26 protein-coding genes are annotated in these 20893 nt (G+C 42.7%); 20 read left to right on the top strand and 6 right to left on the bottom strand.

Annotated elements, in window-relative coordinates:
- Window positions 1-140: 140 nt before the first annotated feature.
- The 13 genes from CLV36_RS13465 to CLV36_RS13520 all read left to right on the top strand — a co-directional run bounded on the left by CLV36_RS13465 (window position 141) and on the right by CLV36_RS13520 (window position 9629).
- The gene (locus tag CLV36_RS13465; protein ID WP_106343003.1) at window positions 141-1163 is read left to right on the top strand and encodes a tyrosine-type recombinase/integrase; all 1023 of its coding nucleotides are present in this window, start codon (window positions 141-143) and stop codon (window positions 1161-1163) included.
- A gap of 165 nt (window positions 1164-1328) precedes the next feature.
- Complete coding sequence (locus tag CLV36_RS13470) at window positions 1329-2123, top strand: helix-turn-helix domain-containing protein (RefSeq protein ID WP_106343004.1); 795 nt, start codon at window positions 1329-1331, stop codon at window positions 2121-2123.
- A gap of 50 nt (window positions 2124-2173) precedes the next feature.
- Window positions 2174-3193: a hypothetical protein gene (locus tag CLV36_RS13475; RefSeq protein WP_106343005.1), complete on the top strand. Its 1020-nt coding sequence runs from the start codon at window positions 2174-2176 to the stop codon at window positions 3191-3193.
- Window positions 3194-3259: 66 nt separating this feature from the next.
- Entirely contained in the window at window positions 3260-3454 is a 195-nt protein-coding gene (locus CLV36_RS13480) for a hypothetical protein (RefSeq protein WP_106343006.1), read from the top strand.
- Between the two features lie 312 nt (window positions 3455-3766).
- Window positions 3767-4336, top strand: coding sequence for a hypothetical protein (locus CLV36_RS13485; protein WP_106343007.1), 570 nt, complete (start codon window positions 3767-3769; stop codon window positions 4334-4336).
- Window positions 4337-5431: 1095 nt separating this feature from the next.
- Window positions 5432-6625 carry a hypothetical protein gene (locus CLV36_RS13490; RefSeq protein ID WP_245888368.1) on the top strand — a complete coding sequence of 398 codons (1194 nt, stop codon included), beginning with the start codon at window positions 5432-5434 and terminating at the stop codon, window positions 6623-6625.
- A gap of 13 nt (window positions 6626-6638) precedes the next feature.
- Window positions 6639-6905: a helix-turn-helix domain-containing protein gene (locus tag CLV36_RS13495; RefSeq protein WP_106343008.1), complete on the top strand. Its 267-nt coding sequence runs from the start codon at window positions 6639-6641 to the stop codon at window positions 6903-6905.
- Window positions 6905-7105, top strand: coding sequence for a hypothetical protein (locus CLV36_RS13500; RefSeq protein ID WP_106343009.1), 201 nt, complete (start codon window positions 6905-6907; stop codon window positions 7103-7105). The genes CLV36_RS13495 and CLV36_RS13500 overlap by 1 nt, the downstream gene beginning before the upstream one ends.
- Before the next feature lie 71 nt (window positions 7106-7176).
- A complete protein-coding gene (locus CLV36_RS17395) occupies window positions 7177-7344 on the top strand; it encodes a hypothetical protein (protein WP_158283289.1) in 168 nt (55 codons plus the stop codon).
- On the top strand, window positions 7341-7700 hold the full coding sequence (locus CLV36_RS13505; RefSeq protein WP_106343010.1) for a hypothetical protein: 360 nt from the start codon (window positions 7341-7343) through the stop codon (window positions 7698-7700). Before CLV36_RS17395 ends, CLV36_RS13505 begins: the two co-directional genes overlap by 4 nt.
- Before the next feature lie 26 nt (window positions 7701-7726).
- Window positions 7727-8524 carry a hypothetical protein gene (locus CLV36_RS13510; protein ID WP_106343011.1) on the top strand — a complete coding sequence of 266 codons (798 nt, stop codon included), beginning with the start codon at window positions 7727-7729 and terminating at the stop codon, window positions 8522-8524.
- A 16-nt stretch (window positions 8525-8540) separates the two neighbouring features.
- Window positions 8541-9116, top strand: a complete 576-nt coding sequence (locus CLV36_RS13515) for a hypothetical protein (protein WP_106343012.1) — start codon at window positions 8541-8543, stop codon at window positions 9114-9116.
- Window positions 9117-9239: 123 nt separating this feature from the next.
- Window positions 9240-9629, top strand: a complete 390-nt coding sequence (locus tag CLV36_RS13520) for an HNH endonuclease (RefSeq protein ID WP_106343013.1) — start codon at window positions 9240-9242, stop codon at window positions 9627-9629.
- A 968-nt stretch (window positions 9630-10597) separates the two neighbouring features.
- Here the strand turns inward: CLV36_RS13520 and CLV36_RS13525 are convergent.
- The 5 genes from CLV36_RS13525 to CLV36_RS13545 all read right to left on the bottom strand — a co-directional run bounded on the left by CLV36_RS13525 (window position 10598) and on the right by CLV36_RS13545 (window position 14453).
- Window positions 10598-10975 (bottom strand): GIY-YIG nuclease family protein, encoded by a 378-nt coding sequence (locus CLV36_RS13525; protein WP_106343014.1) that lies wholly within the window; start codon window positions 10973-10975, stop codon window positions 10598-10600.
- Complete coding sequence (locus CLV36_RS13530) at window positions 10975-11568, bottom strand: recombinase family protein (RefSeq protein WP_106343015.1); 594 nt, start codon at window positions 11566-11568, stop codon at window positions 10975-10977. The genes CLV36_RS13525 and CLV36_RS13530 overlap by 1 nt, the downstream gene beginning before the upstream one ends.
- A 933-nt stretch (window positions 11569-12501) precedes the next feature.
- Complete coding sequence (locus tag CLV36_RS13535) at window positions 12502-12726, bottom strand: hypothetical protein (protein ID WP_022738027.1); 225 nt, start codon at window positions 12724-12726, stop codon at window positions 12502-12504.
- Between the two features lie 119 nt (window positions 12727-12845).
- Complete coding sequence (locus CLV36_RS13540; protein ID WP_146130644.1) at window positions 12846-13226, bottom strand: DUF6973 domain-containing protein; 381 nt, start codon at window positions 13224-13226, stop codon at window positions 12846-12848.
- 516 nt (window positions 13227-13742) lie between these two features.
- Window positions 13743-14453, bottom strand: a complete 711-nt coding sequence (locus CLV36_RS13545; protein ID WP_106343017.1) for a site-specific integrase — start codon at window positions 14451-14453, stop codon at window positions 13743-13745.
- 26 nt (window positions 14454-14479) lie between these two features.
- On the opposite strand from CLV36_RS13545, the gene CLV36_RS13550 reads away from it, so the two are divergent.
- Together CLV36_RS13550 and CLV36_RS13555 are read left to right on the top strand one after the other, a co-directional pair.
- Window positions 14480-14791 carry a phage holin family protein gene (locus CLV36_RS13550; RefSeq protein ID WP_245888371.1) on the top strand — a complete coding sequence of 104 codons (312 nt, stop codon included), beginning with the start codon at window positions 14480-14482 and terminating at the stop codon, window positions 14789-14791.
- Window positions 14775-15503, top strand: a complete 729-nt coding sequence (locus CLV36_RS13555; protein WP_181353045.1) for an N-acetylmuramoyl-L-alanine amidase — start codon at window positions 14775-14777, stop codon at window positions 15501-15503. Before CLV36_RS13550 ends, CLV36_RS13555 begins: the two co-directional genes overlap by 17 nt.
- A gap of 134 nt (window positions 15504-15637) precedes the next feature.
- Here the strand turns inward: CLV36_RS13555 and CLV36_RS13560 are convergent, their stop codons facing one another.
- Window positions 15638-17035, bottom strand: coding sequence for a helix-turn-helix domain-containing protein (locus CLV36_RS13560; RefSeq protein ID WP_106343019.1), 1398 nt, complete (start codon window positions 17033-17035; stop codon window positions 15638-15640).
- 261 nt (window positions 17036-17296) lie between these two features.
- Between CLV36_RS13560 and CLV36_RS13565 the strand changes: the two genes are divergently transcribed.
- The 5 genes from CLV36_RS13565 to CLV36_RS13595 all read left to right on the top strand — a co-directional run bounded on the left by CLV36_RS13565 (window position 17297) and on the right by CLV36_RS13595 (window position 20839).
- A complete protein-coding gene (locus CLV36_RS13565; protein ID WP_106343020.1) occupies window positions 17297-17626 on the top strand; it encodes a hypothetical protein in 330 nt (109 codons plus the stop codon).
- A gap of 73 nt (window positions 17627-17699) precedes the next feature.
- Window positions 17700-17912 carry a hypothetical protein gene (locus CLV36_RS13570; protein WP_106343021.1) on the top strand — a complete coding sequence of 71 codons (213 nt, stop codon included), beginning with the start codon at window positions 17700-17702 and terminating at the stop codon, window positions 17910-17912.
- Between the two features lie 403 nt (window positions 17913-18315).
- Window positions 18316-18594, top strand: a complete 279-nt coding sequence (locus CLV36_RS18045; protein WP_425436584.1) for a VVA0879 family protein — start codon at window positions 18316-18318, stop codon at window positions 18592-18594.
- A gap of 489 nt (window positions 18595-19083) precedes the next feature.
- Window positions 19084-19692 carry a histidine phosphatase family protein gene (locus tag CLV36_RS13590; protein WP_181353047.1) on the top strand — a complete coding sequence of 203 codons (609 nt, stop codon included), beginning with the start codon at window positions 19084-19086 and terminating at the stop codon, window positions 19690-19692.
- A gap of 28 nt (window positions 19693-19720) precedes the next feature.
- Window positions 19721-20839 carry a radical SAM protein gene (locus tag CLV36_RS13595; protein ID WP_106343026.1) on the top strand — a complete coding sequence of 373 codons (1119 nt, stop codon included), beginning with the start codon at window positions 19721-19723 and terminating at the stop codon, window positions 20837-20839.
- Window positions 20840-20893 lie beyond the last annotated feature (54 nt).

Consider the following 20893-nt stretch of genomic DNA (forward strand, 5'->3'; position numbering starts at 1 on the left):
CGGTTTAAAAGCGTTGGTGTACCGTTATTTTACCGGAGTGTTAACGTTCATTCACTCGGTAAGGTAGCGGTACACCTTTTTTTGTGCCGTCCTTAACCCTCTTGACACGTTATTTGCGCGTGTTAAGGGGGGTTTTTTTGTTGCCGAAAAACGGAAGACGCGGCCGCGCGAAGCTAGAGCGGGCGTTAAGTCGTTCTAATGAAACGTTAGCAAGCCTACCGGAACTATTCGAAATGTACATTTACGCCAAACAAGCGGAGGGCACCGCGAAAGGCACGTTAACTAACAAGCGGCTAGCCGTTAACAAGTTCTTACAGTTCGTCGAAGACAACGGACATCAAGACGTATCATTGCGGGCGTTAAGCGTTCAGACCGTTCGGGAGTTCATTTCCTATCTACGGTATAACCACGTAAAACACGAAAATAACCAATTTGTCGATGACGACTATAAAACGGCGGGTTTATCGCCTTCCACGGTTAACACGCATTTGAAACATTTGCGCGATTTCTTTAACTTCCTAAAATCCGAAAAATACACCGATGACAACCCTTTCCATGCTGTCAAGCTCGTTAAAGAACCCGTGGACGCGGTAGAGGCGCTAACGATGGATGAAATAAAGCGGCTGGTACGCATTCCTGATACTAAGCGATTCGCTGGATTTCGGGATTACGTTCTAATCGTTCTACTACTAGACACCGGGTTGAGAATCAGTGAGGCACTCGCGCTTACCGCTGATGATATCGACTTTAAGACACAAAACATTACCGTTAAAGCCGAGAACGCTAAGAGCGGTAAATTCCGGTTCGTACCGTTCAGCCCCAAGACCGGGCGGTTACTAAAAGAGCTAATAGCCGAGGTAAAGGAAATAGATTGCGTTTATCTGTTCTGCACGGTCTACGGGAATCCGCTAGAACGGGAGATATTCCGCAAGCGATTAAAGAGGTACGCGGAAGAAGCGGGGATTACGCGGAAAGTATCGCCGCACGTTCTACGTCATAGCTTTGCGACGCAATACCTTCTGAATAACGGCGACGTAATGTCATTGCAGAAGATTCTAGGTCATTCTTCCATCTCAATGGTTCGGCGATATGTACAGATGACCGACGCGGACATATCGAAGACACACGCCAAGTTTTCGCCTATACAAAATATCCGAGTTTAGCCATTCAGACATAAAAAAAGCGCCGAGCATAAGCCCGACGACACACAACGACACAAAACACATTAAAGAGGTTTTTATTATAGCAAGTGGGCGGGATATGCTTCAATACCGCTACACTAATAATCGTGTGTTAGTCGGGGCTCTCGGTAAAGGGGAGCCGACAGCATGAGCAAAACCGCTAATAAAACCGCTAATAAAACCGCTAATAACTACGCGCAACTCGCAAAGAAATACTCGCTATTCAAAAACGTTGAACACTTGAACGGAACTGTCGCCAAGCACTTGTATCATAAAACGCACTTACTCAATAAAAACGCTATCGCTGTTTATAAGCTACTAGCACGCTACGCGGTCAAATTCTGCGGTACCGCGTTCATTAAACATGACACTTTAGCCGAAAGTATCGGAATCAGTCGCCGGACGGTTATCCGCGCGATTGACCGACTCATCGAATTGCGCATTATTGCGAAGAAGAACGTATTACGAGAAAAAGCGGGCGGCTACGGCTCGAATTTATATATTCTATTGCCATATTCTACTAATGACACAGCGCATTTGTCACAACGGGAAGAACCGGAACAGCCAAGCGAGACAAGCGATAAGACCGTCGAAAATGACGACGAAGCAGTAATTTCTAAAAGCATCATAGAGAAGTTTAATAAACGTTTTTCTAGAAAAAACCCGTACAACCGATTCAAAAGTCTAGTACTCAATCATACAGGAGATAAAAAGCTATTATACAAAATTTACGGCGTGTTTCTGATGAATATTAAATGGTTACGCTCTGGTTACGACATTAACGAGCTAACCGATATAGGATTGTATGCGTTAAGAGAATCATTTAAGGCATTCAAGAAAGGAAAAGTACGCTCGTTAACGGGCTATTATAACGGAGTTTTGCGCAACTGTTTAGACGCTCTCTATGAAGAGACTATGACCGGATGTGAATATTACGCCTGATATGGCGGACTAAAACAAATACGCTTAACAGCGGATATGGAGGAGATAATATGAAACTGTTAAACACCTTATCAGCGCTGTTAGTTCTGGTATGCGCGGTATATATTAGCGTTAATCATACACATGATTTGTTTATGGGCGTAGGGTACACGTCGCGGCAGGCGTGGGTTGCTACCATTATGAGCGAAACAATGTTCATTGTCGGGGGAATCAATCTAGCGGCGGCACGTCTACGCGGGTATAAGCCAGGAACTCCCGCATACCTGGGATTTATTCAAGGCGTCGCGCTCGTTGGCTGGTCTAATATCGCCGCCACATATAAATACGGAATTGACGGGTGGTTGCTCGGAAGCTCTATAGTCTCCGCCGTTTTGATTATGGAAGCGATTATGACTAACGCCACGAAGAAGGCGGACGAGAACGCGGAACAGGAACCGGAGGAGAAGGCGGAAAACGACCAACCGAAAAAACCAACCGCCCGACCAGACCGCCACGACCAACCGGAGCAACCAGACCACCCAAACCATCCAACCACCCAACGAGAACAGACCGACCAACCGACCAATCAACCGGAACAACCAACCGCCCAACCAGAAGACAACGACAAAGCCGACCAACCGGATGAAACCGCCCAAGTAGCGGATACTGCCCAAACCAACCAAGCGGATGAGACCAACCAAGACGTCGCCAAGTCGGAAGAATCCGCCCAACCGCTACCGACCGCCCAAGCGGAAGCAACCAACCGACCAACGAATAACAACCAACCGACCAACCAACCGGGAGGAACCGCCCAACCTGAACAACCGGAGGAGGTAACTGACCAACCAACCGACCAGCCAACGGGTGCCACCCAAACCACCCAAAACGACGAAACCGCCCAAGCGGATGGAATCGAGGAGACCGACCAAACCGACAAACCTACCACGCCGTATGAGTGGGCGGTACACGAATACAAGAGAACGGGAAAAGTTCCCACCCGTCGAGGGTTGGCGAAATTGGCGGGCTGTTCCGAGTGGAAGGCAGGCAACGCGAAGAAACAACTAGAAGAGGAACTCGGATTAGCCGGATAACGAGTAAACGGCGCACACCGCGCCTTTACTATAAATCTATTTCTATTACTGAAAGGATGATGTTAAATGTTAGCGGAGAAACAGGCGCAAGTATTCCATAACGCGCAGGACGCTATTAAATCGACCGCCAGCGAGATGAGCCGGAAGTATCCGGCGGTGGGTTTTTATCTGCTGACCAATCCGCTATTCAACTTAAAAGTAACGCTACATATGCCGGGATTTTCCCGGCATTTTTTATTTCCTTTATCCGATACATTATAATAAGAATATACAGAAATGAATGAACTCTATCCGCGCTACCGAATTTACCACATCCTCAATAGAAAGGAGGTAATGGAGGTGCGTAGAAAGTTTGTTTTCGTCCGCTATAAAGCACCTAAACCGTCGCAATGTCATGTTTGTAAAAAAGACGACCAACTATCTTGGAGTAATGGGGAATGGAAATGTGCTAGATGCTCGGTTGTAGTAGAACCAGATTAATCGATAATTAGACAAAATATTCCGTGGATAACACCCTCTCTATTAAGTTATACTAGCACTAGCTTTACACTCTTAATAGGGAGGGCGTTTCTTTTGGGCAAGAGGTATGAGCAAGCGTTTTTAGACGGGTACAAACCGGTGACGTTAGGCTGGAAGGGTAAGCTATTCAATGAAATTTACTACGAACAGCTTATTCAGTACCCATATATCAATCCGTATGAAGGTAATCCTAACGGGTATATCTTCTTCCAAAACGGTCAGCTAAAAGAGATGTACTTAGAGCGTATGAACGTTGCAAAAAACGAGTATGAGAAACACATTGTTTTAGGGGAAATGCTAGGTTTTCCCGTAAAGTCGGTTAAAAAGTATGCTGAAATGCGTGTTTTGGAAGATGAATTAGGAGAGTACCCGGAAATAGAAAGGAAACAAGCGGTAGGCGTTGAGTGGGCGGGATTCTTTTTTACTACATACCTTGATTTCATCGAAAATGAAATTAAATGGTTATGGGAAACATACCAACACCCGAAAGCGGTAAACAATCTGCTATGCCTATGGTCAAAAGATATAGACGCTATGGAAATTAAGTACGGGGACTATGTTGCATTAGACAAAGCAGTGCGATTTATTAAGGAAAAAAGAAATTTGGTACCTATCAACATTTAAACTGTCTTCTAGGCAGTTATTTTTTTTGTTCGTAGACCGTCGCCTCTTATATTTTTGCCGTTTCGTCTTACTGCTATAGTGAAGGGGTATTTTACGATATTCCGACTCACACACGAAATAAATTTAACTTTTTTCCGGTAAACCCTTATAAAAGGCACCTACTTGTGTTTGTACTCAATAGAGAGGTATTTTTTCGAGGTGAGCGGGGTTAACCCGTATCACAAAAATAATCTTAATCGTTTTTTACTCGTATCTTATCGCTTACTTGTATCCGTGTAACGCTTCATTATCCAGCGCGACACCGAGCGGGGAACCGTTCATGAGCGCATCAACCAAGTATTTTATACGTTGCAAGGCGTGGGCTTGCGTGGCTCGCGTCTTTTTTGTTTGCGCTGATAATCAATTTTTTACAGATAAAACCGAAAGTTATTTCGCTGAATAGTGTGCGAAACAGCGTTCTCATCGGTAAGGTATCATATACGGATTTTTTCGCGGGAGGCGATAACGATTTTAGCATTTTATATAAAGAAAATTGGCGTCTAGGTGTGCGAAACGGCCTATTTCCCAGTAATGTATAGTGACGGTTTTTTTCATGAAAGGTGCTGGCGACTCCTCCGGGTGGCTACGCTCTTTTCTATGAAAAAGACTTCCCGAACAATAGACCCCGCCCGGTAAATAACGAGAGGGCGCGGCTATCGGTATCTTTTAGCGGCATCTTTTACCCGAAAGATATACCGGAAAGGAAGTGATTGTAGCCAGCCGAAGCGCTAGCGAAGGATGGCAGGGCGAAGCCCTTAAACATCTTTTTCTTCTGTGCACCTAAAAAGTGCACAAATGCTTAAAAAGTCCAGTATTCATGCGGGTTTTCGACTCCATTCCTTAAAAGAAATAATAGTACTTTTTAAAAGTGCTAAAGCACTTTATAAAGGCTATCGCCTTTATTACTAACACTAAACAATTGTTAGATACTCGGTAATAAAACCTAAGTAGTAATAAGCGGTAATAAGCGAAGGAGTCGCCGCGCCGTTACAAAGTGAGGGCATTCACGCCGTCGCTTATTTGACATTCAAAAAATAAAAAAGGAGATGGTCGATAGTGATTACGGTAGTTGATTCAATCATGGGAAGCGGAAAAACGTCGTGGGCTATTCAGTACATGAGCGAAGCGGGCACCGACCAACGTTTTATTTATATTACGCCGTTCCTTGACGAAGTTAAGCGTGTAATGGATAAAACAAAGGTATTTAAAGACTTTTTGTCTCCGCAAATCAAACGCGGTTCCAAAATGAACAATCTAAAAGAATTGATTGCGGAAGGTAAAAACATCGTAGCCACGCACAGCCTTTTCCAAGCGGCGGACGACGAATTAATTGAACTCCTCGACGGTGCGGGCTACACGCTGATTCTAGATGAAGTAATGACCGTTATAGAACAGGCACCCGTTAAAGTAAGCGACGTCAAATTGTTAATAGAAAAAGAAATCGTGCGAGTCGAAAATAATCGGGTTATCTGGCAGTTATACCCTTATGACGACGGGTTGTTCGCCGATATTAAGCGGCTAGCAGAATCCGGGAATCTGTTCATGCACCGTAACCAATTTTTAATTTGGAGTTTTCCGGCAAGGATTTTCCCAACGTTTGACAACGTGTTTATCCTTACGTACTTATTTGACGGTCAGATTCAGCGCTATTACTACGATTTACACGGCATCAAATACGAATATAAGAGCGTCAAGCGGAACGGCGACAGATACGATTTGACCGAGTATAACAGGGACAACGAAGACCGCGAGAGCTTGAAACAGCTTATCACGATTTACGAGGGCAAGTTAAACGAGATTGGAGACCGACGGAACGCGCTTTCCGCTACGTGGTTGAAGAACGCCAACGATAAAACAATAGACCGATTGAAGAAAAACCTTTACACGTTCTTCAGAAGACATTGCGGCTCAAAAACTAACGAAAATCTATGGACGACGCTAAAAGCGAGACAAAACGCGCTAAAAGGTAAGGGTTACGCTAAAAGTTTCTTACACGTAACGGCGCGCGCTACTAATGAGTATGGAGACCGCCAATATCTAGCATATGTATACAACCGTTTTATGTCACCGATTGAAAAAGCGTTCTTTGAAGACGCTGGTGTTAGAGTAAATGAAGATTTGTTAGCGTTGAGCGACTTGTTACAGTGGGTATGGCGTGCGCGGATTAGAAACGGCGAAAGCATTACCGTTTATATTCCGTCTAGCCGCATGCGCAACCTGTTTAAATATTATCTCGATAAAAAAATCTAAGGAGGCGATTGCCATGAATAACAAACGGTTGACGATTCTCATGACAAGACGCGATTTGGACGTCTTATGCTCGCTCTTATCCATCACCCGCCGCGAACTAGCGAAACGCGTCGGCTACTCGGAATCCCACATTTCACATAGTCGCAAACGTGAGATTCCCGCACGGATGTCGCGTAAGATTGCCGAGCGGTTCGGCCTTACAGACTCGCATGTGCTGGAGTTGCGGCGTTTGCAGACTCTTTTCGATAGCATCACTAAAGCGGAAGGAGAAGGCGAATAATGAGAATTCCGACGAGTCCTAAAGAGTATTGGGAACTATCACGCGAAGAGCGTAAGCGCCTATTTGAAGAATATGGTATCTCTCATTGGATGATGCCAACGGCAGAGGAACAGCGCGAAGTAATTACAGCGGAGCATAAGAAGGAAAGATATGGACACTCTCCGTTAGTCGCGCAGTATCTAGAACAAAGCATGAGTTAAAAGGCTTTCCGATTAAACACCGGGAGCCTTTTTTAAATACAACGAAACCGATTAAACGGGAGGTATGACGCATGGAAAACGGTAAGGAGCCGGAACAACGACTATTTACACAAGCCGAGTTAAACGAAATCGTGAAGAAGCGGCTAGCCCGCGAAAAACAGAAGATAGCCGATTTGAAGTATTACATTGCGTATCTGGAAGCGCGCTTACAAGAAAACAAAGGGAGCGATAAACGATGAGTAAAGAATACATTATCGATTTACGCCTTATCCGTGACGGAGGGCTGAAAGCCGTTGCGCTTATTACCGACGCGGAAGGTAATGAGATAGACATTATAACCTTTGAATCGCTCTACATGCATAAATCGGGGATTTGTCACTCGACGCTAGACAAAGCGGCGAAGGCAGTAGCGGAACACGGCGGCAAGTATATCAGCCTTAAGACGAATTTTATTCCGCTTCATAAGGATTTTTCACAGCGTAGGAACAACTTCCCACTAACGAAAATCACACGTCAACGACTGCAAGAATACGGCGTTACCATTAAAGACGCTGAGTTAATCAACAACGACCCGGAAACGGGGCTAGTACTCTAATAACAAATTTTCGGAGGTAGATATTTATGAAAAGCCAAACGATTCACGTTAACCAAGAAACCGGAGAGAAAATGGTTGAGCAATCCGTTTTCGTAACGGAAAGCACGACGGCACAAGACGGAAGACGTTACGAACGCGGAAATATCTATACGGTAGAACAACATCGCGCGGAAGCGTTAATTAAAGAGGGCAAAGCCTCTAGCGTTTCCTTCCCTGCACTCGAAGCGATTTCCGTTACTATCGATAACCGCTTGAACCAATTCAAAAAGCAATACGACGAAATCAAACACCACGAGCGTTACGCGGACAACGAGGCGGAGCGCCGCTTTCAACTCCGACAGCTTGAGGCGATTCTCGAAGAAGATATGAACGCATTAAAACAGAAATACACGGAAGAACTTACGAAACTTCAGCGGGAGCTTGCGCGGGAATCGCTTTCCGTACCGTTCGAAGCGTCGGAAACTGTTAACGCCTACGCCGATAACCTCATTGCAGAAGCGCAATACACGGACGACAAAGAAGGATTAGCGGATTTGCTCGCTATTAAGGTATCCGCGATGGACGACAACGAGCGGTTAACCCTTCTGCGTCGCTTTGGTCGGATTGCCGCCGCTTTGACAGAAGGAGCCGCAGGGAACAGCAAGACACGGATTAAAGAGAAGCTCGGTAAAATTCATGCGGAGTTGAAATCCGCGCATAAGCAAAATGAATACGATTTAAAACTTCGTCAATTGGCGGCGATTAAACAGAATGACCCGCTTACCAACTACCGCTTATATAAGATGGCCGTAAAACGCAACGACGCAAGCCGCTTTAACTTCTAAACGGAGGTGCTAACGGATGACAGACCGGAATGATAACGCGGAGCGCGGATTTATCGAAATAGAACAATACACCGCACTGCGGAAAGAACACATGAACGCGCAAGTCGAGATTGAGAAACTACGGGCGGAGCTTGAACGGCTCGCGCCCTTCAAAACGAAATGGCTAGATAAGGTAAAAAATGACCTGATGAACGAGTATAACATACCTGATGAACAACGGGAATATTGGGCGGAACGAATTACGGGAGACAGCGAAGAAGAACTAAAAGACGCGGTTGAACGGTTGTGGCGTGAATTGAAGCTAGACGCCCGCCCTGCTTACGTAGACCCAGTGAGCCGGAACCCATGCGCTTATATGCCGTCTAGCAACGTTAAAAAGGCGTTATATGACATCGGACGACAAGCGGCAGAAAAGGCGCTAGGGATGAATGAAGGCGGTTCGCGCGTCGTAGAGCGTGGGGGCGTCGGGGCTAGACGTAGCGTAATACCAACGAATAAACCGATGGGTAACCCTCCGATGAAGTTACCGCCCCGGAATTCGGTACACGGTTCCAGCGGATGGGCGAAACTCTTTAAGTTCTTCGGTAAGTAAACTCTAATAAAACAGACGCGAATAAAGGCGTAGGAGAGATGGGAAATATGGAAATTTTGATTGTAGGCGGCGCGGTATTTATTGGGACGTTAGCGAAGGGATTATTAAGCGGAGGTGCGGCGCATGAGAGAAGAACGCAAACACGCAAATATCAATTATCACGATACAATTACGGGTTCCTCACCCGGAAATAGAATCGTTATCCCGGAACGGGGTACACCGCATTTCAATGCTAAACCTATAGAAGTCGAGATAGATAAAGACGGTCATTGGATTTTTTGCGGGCATAACCCGAAACTTGCAAAACCTCAAATAAGACGCGGTGGGCGGGTTGTCTACGTCCATAGATATATTTACGAGTTGTATAACGGTCAGATACCGGACGGGTACCGCTTAACTAGTACTTGCGGGAATAAGCACTGTGTAAACCCGAACCATAACGCGGCGAAACGTCCGGCGGAACTAAGCCCGGTGCTTGGGCGAATTTTCCGCTCTAATAGCGACGAAGATTAAAGCGCCAAACCAACCGGGGAGGCGCTTGTTACCGCTACCGCAACGGAGTGCCACTTCGCGACTAATTCGGGTACGTTGTTTAACAAATTAAGCGGGGTATTCAGCCAGTTAAAAGATGCTGACCCGGACTATGCCGCTAAATGGGACGAATTCGAGGCGGCGGGCGTTCCGGTTACGTCAATTAGCAAAGTTAGCGCTTATTAATACGGAATCTTAAACGGTGAAAACTGGCGCCACCTGCCGCCATTTGAAGTCTTACGCGACGAGTTTCGCCGCCTATACGAAGAAAGCAGGCGGGGACGTTAATACCTCCTCTTCTCTACCGTTATCATTCGTTATCAGACCGGAAGAGAACCAGAAGAGTGCGGAAGATATCGGTAGGGGATGACTATAAACGGTTTGTATCGCAAACTAAGATAACACCGATTATTTGACCGACGGGTCAATTATTATCGTTAAAGCAAACGCAATAACGGTACGGTAAACTGTAAGTTATTAGAAAACGCTATATTTCGGTATCTTTCGTGAGCTAACGTTATGTTTTCGTGAATTCTAGGGGTTTACGGTTGCAGTCCGTCTAATTGTTCGGATTTAAGGCATTGGCCAACGGATGCCTGGCTAAAAATCGTTCGGGTTTAGCGGATGAGATACGGCCATGATACCTATATAGACAGCGATAAACACCGTTAGGATACCGTCAGATGATACCGACAAACGACGTAAATACCAGCCTCGGGCACCCGGCGGATGGACGGCCGGAAATCCTAGGGGGTTGGTAAATAGCGGATGTCCAGCGCTATATAAACTCGAATATACGCCTTTCTAAGCGTTGTTTATATGCGAGGATACCTAGAGTACCTGCCCGCTAAATTCGATAGCGTACAGACGAAATAAGAAGCGTTATTAAAAAGGCGATGCCGAAAAGCCGCTATTTTCAACGGGTTTGCACCGCCTATTTTATGGTAATTTTAAGGGTGCACCTTTGGCCTCGGTCGTGCATCGTTGTATTTTGGACTCATTTTTTCAATAAGGTAATATTCGATATCTACACCTTCGCAACATTCGGGGTACTGCTCGCGGAATGCGTCAAAAGAATCAGCGAATAATAGGCGGACTTCCGCGACTTCTGCGATGAAGCGTTTTGTATTAGCGTTACCCTTCAAATGAGTGCGAACCCGTTTTGTAAGGTCGCTTGACCATCCTATATAAAGTAGGTTTCCCGTGTCATTGTAAAAGAAATATAGGCCGCTGATTGAATGGCTTAAATCATGTTTTCTTAACCAATAAGCAAAACCCGGATGTAATACGTCTTCAACAGGTATAATCCTATCAAAATTAATATTCATTATAGGCACCCCTTCCGTAACTTCCGAGCTTCACGGTAAATAGTTGCCTCCGAAATATTCGTTATCTCCGCTATCTTCTTAACGGTTAGCCCGTTCGTGTCTCGGTTCTGGTAAAGCTCTAAAGCGTGTGCCAATCCGGCATGATTAGCGGTATAGCGTTTAGGCCGTCCTTTGTATACGCCGCGTTCTTTGGCTTTAGCGATGCCTTCGCGTTGTCGTTCCTTAATAATGCCTAACTCGAATTCAGCGACAGCGGAAAACATCGTTATCATTAGTTTTCCGGTAGGCGTCGTCGTGTCTACGTTCATTCCGCCAAAGTTAAGGATGACTAAGCCTACGCCCTTATCGTTTAAGTATTCGATAGTCTCTAGCGCGTCTTTCGTCGAGCGAGCAAAGCGGTCTAATTTCGTGACAACGATGGTATCCCCTTTTTTAACCCTACCCAGTAGCGATTTAAAACCTGTCCGGTGGTCTACGCTCCTGCCGCTCACCTTCTCCATTACCACGTCGTCTACGCCGTATGCTCGCAGTTGTTCGACTTGGACGTCTAAACTTTGGTCTTTCGTAGATACCCGCGCATAACCGTAAATCATAATCCGTTTCCCCTTCCATTTTTGATAGGTGTATTTGATAGACTGTCAAGTATTATACTATCGATAGTCAATCATACTGTCAAGTGGGTACGCCCAATTGATAGACTATTGATAGTCGACACCATCGACAGCGCTAATGCAAGCGATGATTAACGGTTAATTAAACGATAATTAATGCGTATTGCGCGCCGTTCAGTCGTTAATGAATCGGTTTTAGATATCGTTCCAAAAACCCCGGGGCTACTCTCTGTGGATATATGCGGCCTGACCGTCAAAACTCCTCTACAATCTCAGAAACCCGGACGGTTACGGAATCTACCGTAGAAAACGCCCGTTCTTTTTTCGATGTCCTACAGTAAAAAATTTTGCGGCAAATTTTCGGAACCTCGACCCTTACGCGCCACGCTTCCGTTCTCTTAACGGCAGGGTTCCGTTTATTTTTCCGTTTAGTGTTATCGTTTCATTCACCGTTGACAGCCCGCCCATTCACCGCTTATAATAGGTAGAAACTAAGCGTAAATAACGTGTCTAGAGCGTTAACATAACGGATGCGTTAACGGGTGATTACCGCCGCCGACACTGGCAGTGTAGAGGTCAGCGGTTCGAGCCCGCTATGCTCCACCAAAGACAAACCGCGAGATTTCGCGGTTTTTTGCTGTTCCTGGAAAATGGAATGGGGCCAAAATTGGCCGTTTGACCACATTTTGACCACACACTTATGGTAAGTACCTTGCACTAAAGGGTATTAGATGACATAGGGATTTTTAGTGAATTGAAAGAGAGGAAACACCTGAGCTTTACTGGTTCCGTAGGTTCAGTTCTTGTTTTCTCTGATATATTACGTACAAGAAGGATGCTGATACAAAAAAAAGGACACCCTAATCTAAGTGGGAAGGTGTTAGCAAGATAAGATTAAGGTGTTTTCCATATAATTCAACTACAATAGCTAGTAGCTTTGTCTAACTTTGATTTTTGTATATATATTAACTTGCCTTTTACTTGGTTCTTAATGCCATTTTCATTAAGACATTGAGTAGTGTTTTTGATATCATTTGCATCGCTTGCTTCACCAAATTCGATAAATTCTTCACTGTTACTACAGCCAACAAAGAAAAATGTAATAACAAGACTAAGGAACGTAATAACATTTTTTTTCATTGATACGTCCTCCTTTCAACTATATTTTAGACATCGATAGGACGATGGGACAATAGGACAATAGGACAAGTCAATGATGGACCTGTCCTATATTTGTTCAATAATAAAAGTATAGTTTGCTATTGGTTTGTATAGACCACTTTTCCGTCCTTGATATATTTCAAGTATCCTTGACCTATTTGAGTTACAATTGTATTTGCATACCAGGTATTGACTTGATTGGGAGCATCAGTCGCAATTTTTCTTCCTCTCCAATTGTTATACAAATCCATTTCTTTAGAGGTTGCTTTTTGATTAGGATCTTGCTCATGGGCTGTAGCAAAGTCTGAGGCTAAAGCAACTCCAATTTCTCTTGTCATACATGCATTCCACATGGCATGTCTAAATGCATCTGCTTTTCCGTCACTAAATCCACTAGAAAAACGACTTGTCATTAATGACTCCGCTACTTCTTTACAAACACGGACGGAGTTAGCCTCATAAGGATAGGCTCTAACCAACCTTTCCTCTTCCGCTGTTAGTGAATACCAACCAGTTTCTAGGGTTCCAACATCCCCAACCTCTCTATCCGCACCTAAGCTCATAGCCTTAGCATATTGCTCTAACAGCAGTTCAACCTCTTCTGGATTACTGAAATCACGTTTAGACTCTTCTTCTAATCTTTTTTCAAACTCAATGTCTTCCTGTGTTGGCTAACAGTAGCAAAGCTATTATTTACGTTGCTGAAAAAAAACATGGACAGGGCAATAGTGCAAGCAGTGAGTTTGGAGTTCAAATTCATCAAAATACACACTTCTCCTGATATTTTTAAAATTTTGATATTGCAGACAAAATGATTATATCAAACAATAATCGTAATATAAATATATTTATTGAAATAAATATAATAAAATTAACGAACATAATCTTTCTGATACATAACGTCATTATATTTGTATTATCTTCAGCAATATAGCATCGATGAAGACAAAACCACCCCGGAATCTTCTAGGGTGGTTGTCTTAATTTTCAACGATTTATTTCGTTGCTTGAAACGCTTCACTGAATTTCTTGGCGGCCCCGCTTTGAATATTGGGAATGACATGGCTGTAGACATCCAAGGTCACACTCGTTCGACTGTGGCCCAATCGTTCGCTTACCACCTTTGGATGTTCGCCAAGCTGAAGCATAATGGTTGCATGAGTGTGTCGGAGGTCGTGGAAGCGGATTTTAGGAACGTTGGCTTCTTTGATCATCCTTTTATAGTGTCTACGAAAGTTGCTTGGTATGATGGGAGTTCCTTTACTTGTGCATACGACTAGGTCATGGTCTTGATACCCAGCACCGAGCAACAACTTATTTTGATTCTGTAATGCCTTATGTTTCTTCAGCGCGGCCACAATATCGTCCGTGATGGCAATCACCCTTCTGGAGCTTTTCGTCTTGGGTTCTTGGAAAACCAGCCCCTTACTGGTGCGGGCCAATGTTTGCCGAATACTGATCTGTCCTTTTTCAAAGTCGCAATCTTTCCACCGTAACCCCAATATTTCCCCTAGTCGCATTCCCGTGTAGATCGCCAAAAGGTAACCAATGTGTAGTAAAGGTTCTTCTTTCGTATGCTTTAAAAAGCGATTGGCTTCTTCGATGGTCCATGTGCCCTTTTCTTTGTACTCGATTTTCGGTGGGCTTGTTAAGCTGGCGGGGTTGGTGGTAATCATCTTCCATTTGACGGGGATGGTCAAATTCATTAAAGGCTCTGCTGATTTTTGTTGCGATTGATTATGTAAGTGGTTTTTTTGCGGCCCGTAAAGAAGGGAAGTTATCCAGCCAAGTGGGGATGATGGGGATCGCCAAAAAAGTGATGGTCTTTGCGCTTATTGCAGTGGCCCATCTGATTGATACCTCATTGGGGAATCAGCACTTGTTCCGCGACGGGACGGTGCTTTTTTATTTGGTGAACGAAGCTATCTCCATTCTAGAGAATGCGGGTCGGATTGGATTACCCATTCCACCACAGCTCCAGAAAGGGATTGAAATCTTACGGGAAAAAAGAAAGGAGAATGATAAAGATGAAAGTAGTCATTGATCCTGGGCACGGTGGCTCGGACACGGGTGCGACTGGCTTTGGTCTGCGTGAGGCAGATGTGGCGTTGAAATTGGCAGAGCTGGTTGGAGAATATTTTGGGAAGTATGAAGGGGCCGTTGTTACCTTCACACGTAACAGGAACACTTCGTCCTCTTATCCGGGGCCACCAGAGGGATTAAGAAAAAGAATTGCCTATGCGAATAGTACAAACGCAGATCTCTTCCTGTCTTTGCATTGTAATGCAGGCGGTGGATCGGGATTTGAATCCTATATTGCCAAGGGGGCTCCGGCCCGTACTCAGAAAATCCAAAACGCAATCAATGACAGTGTGTTGGGGTATTTGAAAGGATATGGAATTGGTCCGCATGGTAATGTAGCCAAAAACGATACCCAAGGCGCTTACTCCCGGATCGCAGTTTTGCGAGACACGAAGATGAGTGCGGTTTTGCTTGAGAACCTATTTATCGATAATCCGAAGGAAAACAAGCTGTTACGCGATCGTCGATTCTTGGATGGGCTGGCAGGGGCCATCGTTAAGGGAGTAGCGGCTGCGTTTGGGTTTAAAGAGAAAGTAGACAAGCCGAAGCCGATGTACAGAGTGACGGTGGATGGGAAGGAAATTGTGGATACGGCTTATGCGAATAAAATAACTGAAATTGTAATCAAATCAATAGAGAAGACAGCGAATAACATTGATATTAAAAGGATATAAATTTATCAGCCCTTTGCTATTTGAAAGGCAAAGGGCTAGTTCGTTTATGTAAGGCATGAAACAAGAAACGCAGTAACCAGTGTGTGGAGACCGCGTTTGGTTTAGAGTGGATGTTATATTTCTGATATAAAATCTTAGCTGTCTGGAGGTTCTCCTACAGACTGACGTTCTGATAGATGAGCATATAGAATGGGATTTTGCAACATTTTTTTCTCACCTCCGTGCATTAATTGTACACTAAGGTCATAAAATCGTGCAAAATATTTCTTGTGTTTGATCGAGTCTATTTTTTCGTAATACTGCGCCAATAGAAGAGCTATGTCTTTTTCTTGTTTTGTAAATGAGAGTTTTTCTGCTAATTCATGAGCGCTTTCATAAAAAGAAAGTGCTTCTTCTAATTTTCTTTGTTGTATTAAGCAATCACCAAGAGCAACCAATGATTCAAATTGCTGATGCCCATCTTTCGCTCTTTTACTTAACTTAACAGCATCGCGTAATATATTCTCTGCCATCGCTATTTTGTTTTGCTGCAAATGCAATTTACCAAGTTCAGTGTAATTATATGCAGGTAATAGATATTTGTTTCTCAATTTATTCTCAAATCTAGATGCTGTTTGAAAACAAGTTTCTGCCAACATTAATTTACCCATGTTCTTATATATTACGCCCAATGTCGTCCAAAGTTCAAAGCAACGGTTGTAGTTTTTTTCTCGTCGTGCAATATCAATTCCTGTTTCGGCGTAAAATATTGCTTTTTCATATTTTTCTAGTTTGTTGTACACTTTGGCTTGCATTTCATACATATTAAGTTGTGTTTCTGTATTGATTACTGCTAGGTGAGGCCACATTTCATCCAAGGTTTCCATAGCTTCTATAATTTTATCCTTCTTCTCAAGGCAAATAACTTTGGAGATTAATAAGTGATATTTAATGTAACTTCTCTCTCCTTCTTTACAAAAGGCGTGAAGGCCTTTTTTATAGCAATCAAGAGCTTTATCAAAGTTGTTATAACCATAATAAATACGTCCAAGTTCGTATAAGCTAGTTGATTTAATGTTTGAACTTTTATGCTCAGGACACTTGTCATAAATGTAGATGGCTTGAGAAAAATGTTCTTTGGCCTTTTCCCAATCATCTGCTTTGTAGTACCACTTTCCAACTAAATATTCAACGACAGCTTGATATGGGCTTTTTTGAGATATTTTTAGTCCCTTTAGCTCTTTTAGTTTATGTTTTGTTATACCATAATCAATGTCATTTTCTAATGATTTTAACTTTAGTTTTAGTATTTCGAGTTGTGCTTCTTCTTTTTTTTCTCCTTCATCTAAATAGCTTGCTATATTCTTTATGTCCCAACCTAGTTTTTTGCAGTAATATGCTATTGTGTCTTCACTAACTTTCCTTTTACCTAGTTCAATATTGCTAATAGACGAAGGAGATAAGATATCATCCACTAAATCCTTTTGTCGAAGGCCTAATTCAATTCTCCGCTTTCTTAAAATTTCCCCCAGTTGCTCTCTACTTAAATGCACCTAAAGGTCACCTCCTGGCATCATAATAAATTTTTATTCAGATTTTTTCAACCATTGAGAAAGTGATAAGTGGTTATTTGGGCATTTATTACTTTTATGTGGTCTAATTTTTCGGTTTTATAACGTGATTATGAAGTGAAAAGAGATAAATTTTTATAAGTCGAATTTGACATTGGTCAAAATTGTCCGATTTGCATTATTTTTTTACTATATTATATACTCCAATTGCAACAATAAAATATCCACAACGAGGTGAAGAAAATGTTGAAACTACAAGTTGAAGGCCAGGCTAATCAGGTTCAACCATTCTTGCAGGATTTGGATTTTCACCCAGATCTTATTGTAAAAAAACACGAAAATTTTATCGAAAGGCTTCAACCGGATGACAAAATTGCGGTGACTTGCTACGTAGACCGTAGCCCCAATCCACGGCGGAGAATGCGAATTGCTCAACTCCTTTGCCGGGATGGAGTAGAGATTCGGATTCCACTACTCGATGTGATGGAGGTGGATATGGCAAATGGGACCCGGCTGATAGCAGGGAGATCCTATGACATATTTGCGGACAAGAAAAAAAGAGCCATCAACTGAATGGCCCCACCAAAAAACAATTCGTATCTCCATTATAACATAAACGGAATTGCCAGAAAGGGGTTCCAGTCTAATGGAGGAAGCAGAGCTTCGCTTTTGGCATGATGAGTCAAAAGACCAGATACATGTGATTCACATTCCAAGTGGAAGAACAAAGACGATTAAAGGCAAGAAAAAAGTGGATCGCTTTTTGCAGACATATCAAGTTACACGGGACGATTGTAAAAGAGTAAGACGCGGGGACGATCGGTTGGGATTGTTTAAAAGAACGTGGTTAGGTAAGTAAAGGATAACGGAAAGTGGATAACACAAGGATTGGATACTTCGGGGTCGGGGCCGAGTATCCAATCTCTCTCTGGAGGTAAATAGATGCTTTATTTGTCTTTGATTTTGGTTGTTTCTGGTCCGTGTTGCTTAATATGGCGAAATTGGTTTGTCTACAAGCATGGGGATAGTGATTTTGTAAGTGAATTGGACAGCAAGACTTGGCCCTTTGAATTAATACCATTGGCAATATTCGTTCTCTCAATATTCACTTTCGACTTATATGAATCGCTTGGTGAAGATGTGATGGATCTAGTGTGGATCGATATTGCAATGGTTGGATGGATTTTCGGTGCTGCAGTGTTTTTTTACAAAGTAAAAAGGGCAGTAAGAAGGTTTAGGCCGTAGAGGGTGTCTCAATGGTTATGCAAACGGATGACCAGTGGACATTGGAGTTATGGCACCGATTTGGCGATATAAGAAAGGCGACCTTTGAGTGTCCTGGTTGTGGGCACATCCAATCCATTCAGGATTTTATCAATCTCAATCTAGATCCATCCAGAGCCTATAAGGATTGTATCGGAAACTTTGTGGATCAATTGGGATGTAACTTCAGCGTTGACAGTGATGGTGATTTGTCTGACAAGACCAGATTGATTGTGAATAGAGAAGGTAAGGAAATTAGGGTGTTCAATTTTATATGATTATTCTATTTTCCTCTTGTAAGGGGAAGGAGGTGAAGCTTCCCATGATGGGGGAGCCACAAACAAGGGCAATAGTTTGTTCAAATTACGCAGAGAGAGAAGTTGAATTGGGAGGAAGCATTGATTTCAGTTTCAACTATCTATTTACCCATTTTGCCCATTCTATCTATGTACTGGTTGAGCTAATAAAGGGGGGTGATAGCTTAATAAAGTGCTCTACTTGCTTTCTCAATCTTCCTATTTCTAGTTTCTTGGATGAGTTCACTACAAAATCATAGGAGAGGCGGAAAGTTTCTCCTATGGTTTATAAATTTTATAAAAATAAAGGATCATCTGGTATTTTATAGAATTTTATTTTTGCTACAAATTTTCATAATAGTAATTCTGCATATCTACCATCTTTAATTAAGTAGAAGTCATGAAAAAGGTATGTTAATTAGTCAGGTTACCTCTTCAACATCCAGCATCATGATAAAAAGGAGTGTTCATTTGAAAGATCTGATCCTAATTCGACATGGAGAAGCAGAAGGAATTGGTGGTTGGAATGATTACCCATTAACTGCATTAGGCAAACGCCAAGCGAAGCTAACTGGGGAAAGGTTACATCAATTATTGAATCAAAAAGATTATCGTTTTTATAGCAGTGATCTCGTAAGAGCCCGAGAAACAGCAGAAATTATTGGTAGTTTCATAAATAAAAAAACAAGACTATTTAAGGAACTTAGAGGTATTCATCATGGCATCGTTTCAAATACCAATCCCTTTGTGAGGCAATTACCAATTAAAGAATCGAGATTTGATTGGATTCCGAATGATCAAGCGGAAAGTATGAGAATGTTCTATCAGCGGGTCTATTCGTTTATGGATCATATGGATCTAGAAGAAAGTACATCCGTTATAGTAACCCATGCTAAAACATTAACATGCTTAGTGAACTGGTGGTTAGGTATTACGGAAGTACACCATTTAAATAAGATTATCTATCAATCCGACTTTTGTAGTATCAGCTACCTTACAACCAATGCAAATGGATATCGCAAAATCGAAAGGTTAAATGATATATCCCATTTGTCTGGCACGAATTATGAGCAATCGTAAATATTCAGATCAAAAGGGAGAGTAAACGATGAAGAAAACATATGCCATTCAAAGTTATCATTTGAATGTATCAAAGGAATATTATTCCGATGGCCCTTTTTGGGGAGAACAGAATGCACCCACCATGGTTACTCTAAAGCCTACCTTAAAGTGTGTAGCTCAGTGCCCTCATTGTGAAGCACGGTTAAAGGATTTTGATTTTCCTCCTGATACGAAACGTGTTTATACCATTGAGGAGTATCGAGAACTCTTTAAAACGTTGAAATCTATTGGGACTCAAAAAATAACAATCAGTGGTGGAGAACCTTTGTCTTATCGGTACTTAAAAGAAATGATTTACTATGCTTCACTCGAAGGATTAAACGTCATTTTAAACACCAATGGTTGGCTTCTGAGAAAGAGGAAGTTCAAAGAATTCTTAGAGTGCGGATTAGACCAGGTCGCCATGTCGATTGATTCTCCTATTGCGGAAGTCCATGACCGACTCCGTGTGTTACCAGGATTATTTGAACGTGCCACATCTCGAATGCACGAGATCCGTCAAGAATGGGGAGATCGATTTGTTTTAAATATCCGGATGATTTTGCATCGGTATACCTATCAAGACATTCCTCAAATGATCGATCTCTGTAAATGGTTAGAAGCGGATGCGTTAAGTATCGATATGATTGAAAATGATCATGAAAAGCGTATGTTTTTGTTGAATGAAGAACAAATCCATGAATTTAATAAAATCCATAAAGATCGTATTATCAAAAAGCTAAAACATATTGAATTTGAATCCGAAGAATTAAGGGAAAATGCGATTGCCCAGATTCAAGGAATGTTTGATTTAACCTTTAATCCTGCAAGTAACTTTGCACAAGGAATTTTTTGGCCAGATGACCGAATCAAACAAAAGTGCACCATCCCTTCTAGCTTTATGATTATTGAAGGAAATGGTCCCGTTTTGGCTTGTAATCCGATTGAATATACTCGAAATCCAATTGTCGGAAACATATTGGAACACTCGATCAAAGACATTTGGAATAACGATGCATGGAATGAGTTTAGAAAAAAGAAAATGGACTTCTGCAGAGTTTGCCCAATGAACATGAGTCACATGCTTATATTTAAAAAACAGATAATTGAACACAACGTAGAATAGAGCGAAAAACGATAGGAGTGGAAGAGTAACATGTTTGATACAGGGGGATCAAGA

The sequence above is a fragment of the Laceyella sediminis genome (assembly GCF_003003125.1).
GTDB classification, from domain to species: Bacteria; Bacillota; Bacilli; order Thermoactinomycetales; family Thermoactinomycetaceae; genus Laceyella; species Laceyella tengchongensis.